General features: G+C 63.3%; 5 protein-coding genes and 1 pseudogene. All 6 read left to right on the top strand.

The genetic code is table 11. The features are described from left to right. On the top strand, positions 1–1,685 hold a 1,685-nt coding region (locus JHC57_RS21535; RefSeq protein WP_294032628.1), incomplete at its 5' end, for a molybdopterin-dependent oxidoreductase. After that, a complete protein-coding gene (locus tag JHC57_RS21540) occupies positions 1,682–1,960 on the top strand; it encodes a hypothetical protein (protein WP_294032629.1) in 279 nt (92 codons plus the stop codon). The genes JHC57_RS21535 and JHC57_RS21540, both read left to right, overlap by 4 nt. Beyond that, entirely contained in the window at positions 1,957–2,094 is a 138-nt protein-coding gene (locus tag JHC57_RS21545) for a hypothetical protein (protein ID WP_171013333.1), read from the top strand. The genes JHC57_RS21540 and JHC57_RS21545 overlap by 4 nt, the downstream gene beginning before the upstream one ends. Positions 2,095–2,248: 154 nt before the next feature. Next, positions 2,249–3,265, top strand: coding sequence for an NADH-quinone oxidoreductase subunit NuoH (gene nuoH / locus JHC57_RS21550; RefSeq protein WP_294032631.1), 1,017 nt, complete (start codon positions 2,249–2,251; stop codon positions 3,263–3,265). After that, on the top strand, positions 3,262–3,750 hold the full coding sequence (gene nuoI, locus JHC57_RS21555; RefSeq protein WP_294032630.1) for an NADH-quinone oxidoreductase subunit NuoI: 489 nt from the start codon (positions 3,262–3,264) through the stop codon (positions 3,748–3,750). Before nuoH ends, nuoI begins: the two co-directional genes overlap by 4 nt. Before the next feature lie 12 nt (positions 3,751–3,762). After that, positions 3,763–3,890: pseudogene (locus JHC57_RS21560) on the top strand (NADH-quinone oxidoreductase subunit J); the annotation flags it as partial.

The following is a 3,890-nucleotide window of genomic DNA, read 5'->3' on the forward strand; positions in this document are numbered from 1 at the left end:
TGCAGGACCAGTCGGTCGCCTATGGCCGCGGCGCGACGCGCTATGACGAGAACAAGCGCGCGGTCACCGAGAAATATATGGGTCCGATCGTCAAGACGGTGATGACCCGCTGCATCCAGTGCACGCGCTGCGTGCGCTTTGCCGAGGAAGTCGCGGGCGTCGAGGATATCGGCGCGATCTATCGCGGCGAGAACATGCAGATCACGTCGTACCTCGAACGCGCGGTCGCGAGCGAACTCAGCGGCAATGTCGTCGATCTGTGTCCGGTCGGCGCGCTCACCAGCAAGCCCTATGCGTTCGAAGCGCGTCCGTGGGAGCTTTCGAAGACGCTCGGCATCGACATGATGGACGCGGTCGGCACGAACGTGCGGATCGATGCGCGCGGCCGTCAGGTGCTGCGCGTGCTGCCGCGCGTCAACGATGACGTGAACGAGGAATGGGCGAACGACAAGACGCGCCACCATGTCGACGGCCTGACCCGTCGCCGCCTCGACCAGCCCTATGTCCGCGTCAACGGCGCGCTCCGGCCCGCGAGCTGGGCCGAAGCCTTTGCCGCGATCAAGGCGGTGAACGCGGGTTCATCGGTCGCGGCGATCGCGGGCGACCTCGCCGATTGCGAGACGATGTTCGCGGCCAAGACGCTGGTGAACGCACTCGGCGGTACCCTGCTCGAAGGGCGCCAGACCGGGCTCGACTATGACGTCACCAGCCTGTCGGCGGTCAACTTCAACACGGGTATCGCCGAGGCCGAAAATGCCGACGTGATCCTGCTCGTCGGCACGAATCTGCGCTGGGAAGCGCCGCTGATCAACACGCGCATCCGCAAGGCGGTGTGGAAGAAGGGCGCGAAGGTTTTCGCCATCGGCCCCGAAACCGACCTCACGTACAAGACCGAGTGGCTCGGCGACGACGCCTCGCTCGTGACGAAGCTTCCCGCGCATGTGCTCGACGCGCTCAAGGGCGCCGAACGGCCGATGCTGGTCTTCGGTGGCGGCGCCTTGTCGGTTCCCGGCGTCCACGGCGCGGGCCTTGCTCTCGCCAAGTCGGTGAACGCGGTCAAGGACGGCTGGAACGGCTATAATGTCGTGCATTTCTCGGCCGCGCGCATGGGTTCGCTGATGCTCGGCTACGGCCTGCCCGGCGGCATCAGGGATGTGATCGCGGCGAAGCCGAAGCTCGCTTTCTTCCTCGGCGCCGACGAGGTCGATTTCACGGCGCTGCCCGACACGTTCAAGGTCTATGCCGGCCACCATGGCGACAAGGGCGCGCATGCCGCCGACGTCATCCTGCCGGCGGCCGCGTGGACCGAAAAGGACTTCACCACGGTCAACACCGAAGGCCGCGTCCAGCGCAGCGAGAAGGCCGTGTTCGCACCCGGCGACGCGCGCGAGGACTGGAGTATTTTCCGCGCGCTCGCCGATGCGCTCGGCGTGTCGGTCGGTTTCGACAGCTTTGCGCAGTGCCGCGCGGCGATGATCGCCGCGGTGCCGGCGCTCGGCGTCGAAGGCATCGCCGACTATGGCTGGACGGTGCCCAAGCTGCCCGCCAAGCCCGAGGCGCGCACGATCCCGTCGCCGATCAAGGATTTCTACCTCACCAACGCCATCTGCCGCGCGTCGCCGACGATGCAGCGCTGCTCGGAAGAGCTGATCCATGGCGCAGATTTTGCGGAGGCCGCTGAGTGAGCCTCTACGCCAAATCCATGCGCAACGGATCGCTGATCCTGTTCTGGGTTGCGATTATCGTTGCCGCGATGACCTTTGCTGGTGTGCTTGGCAGTCAGTGGGACATGGTGTCGAGCGGCGTTGCTTCGCCCTATGAAACACATAGCCCGAGTGCGATCCTGATCGTGCTCACTGCGCTGGCGTCGGGTTTGTCGTCGGCTGCTTGGCCCTTTTTCGGAGCGGGGCTGCTGTGGCTTCTCGACGCCCGGTTACCAACTAAAGGAGCAGGGGAATGACCCCGGTGCATGCGATTGCCAGCATCCTGCTGGTCGGGATGGGCTATTCGGTCTGGCGCGGTTTCAACCCGCGCAAGTCGGAGAAACCCGGCCCGCATAACGGCTGGCGCAACCAGGACGGGGCAGGGAAATGAGCTGCGTCGTGGACAATTTCGTCATGCCGGACTTGATCCGGCATCCATGGACCCCGGATCAAGTTCGGGGTGACGACAGGGGGTGGTCGCTGTGACCGAGTTTTTTCAGGACTTCCAGTTTCTTGGTCTGCCGTGGCAATGGGCTCACGTCACCATGTCGTATGAAGCCGCGTGGGCGCTGGCTACGATCTGCGGCATCCTGCTCATCGCGCTGCCGCTGATGCTCGCGGTCGCGATGATCATCTATGCCGACCGCAAGATCTGGGCGGCGATCGCGCTGCGCCGCGGCCCCAACGTCGTCGGTCCCTTCGGCCTGTTGCAGAGCTTCGCCGACGGTCTGAAAGTCTTCCTGCAGGAAACGATCATCCCGACGTCGGCGAACCGCGGGCTGTTCCTGATCGCGCCGATCATCACCTTCACGGTGGCGCTGCTCGCTTGGGCGGTAATCCCGTTCAATTCGGGCGCGGTGCTCGCCGACATCAACGTCGGGCTGCTCTACATTCTCGCCATCTCGTCGCTCGGCGTTTATGGCGTGATCCTGTCGGGCTGGGCGTCGAACTCGAAATATCCCTTCTTTTCCGCGCTTCGCGCCTCGGCGCAGATGATCTCCTACGAAGTCTCGATCGGCTTCATCCTGATCGGCGTCGTGCTCTTCGCCGACAGCTTCAACATGAACGAGATCGTGAAAGCACAGCAGGGCCACGGGCTCGGCATCGTCAACGCCTTCGGCTTCAACCTGCTGCTCTTCCCGCTCGCGGTGATGTTCCTGATCTCGTCGCTCGCCGAAACCGCGCGCGCGCCGTTCGATCTGACCGAGGCGGAATCGGAACTCGTCGCGGGCTATCAGACCGAATATTCGTCGATGAGCTTCGCGCTCTTCTGGCTCGGCGAATATGCCAACGTCCTGTTGATGTGCACGCTCAACGCGGTGCTCTTCTGGGGCGGCTGGCTGCCCCCGATCGACTGGGCGCCGCTCTATGTCGTTCCCGGCATCGTCTGGCTGTTTATCAAGATTTTGATCTTCTTCTTCATCTTCAGCTGGGTCAAGGCGACCGTCCCGCGCTACCGCTATGACCAGCTGATGCGGCTGGGCTGGAAGGTCTTCCTGCCGATTTCGCTGATCTGGATATTCCTGATCTCCGGCTATCTGATGCTGACGAGGTATTCATGAGTACCATTGCCCACCTCATCAAAAGCTTCACGCTGTGGGAATTTGTGAAGGCGCACGCCCTCACGCTGAAATATTTCTTCAAGCCGAAGGCGACGATCAACTATCCCTTCGAGAAGAACCCGCTCAGCCCGCGTTTCCGCGGCGAGCATGCGCTGCGTCGCTATCCGAACGGCGAGGAACGGTGCATCGCGTGCAAGCTGTGCGAAGCGGTGTGCCCGGCGCAGGCGATCACGATCGAGGCCGAGCCGCGCGACGACGGCTCGCGCCGCACGACGCGCTACGACATCGACATGACGAAATGCATCTATTGCGGCTTCTGTCAGGAAGCGTGCCCGGTGGATGCGATCGTCGAGGGGCCGAACTTCGAATTCGCGACCGAAACGCGCGAGGAACTGCTCTATGACAAGGCCAAGCTGCTCGCCAATGGCGACAAATGGGAACGCGCGATCGCGGCGAATCTTGCCGCCGACGCGCCCTGGCGATAAGGGCGCGCGCACATGATCCAGCTTATCGCCTTTTACCTTTTCGCGACCATCGTCATCGCCTCCGCGGCGATGGTGATTTTCGCGCGCAACCCGGTCCACAGCGTCATGTGGCTGATCCTCGCCTTCTTCAACGCGGCGGG

This window comes from Sphingopyxis sp., from assembly GCF_016463645.1.
In the GTDB taxonomy this organism is placed as follows: domain Bacteria; phylum Pseudomonadota; class Alphaproteobacteria; order Sphingomonadales; family Sphingomonadaceae; genus Sphingopyxis.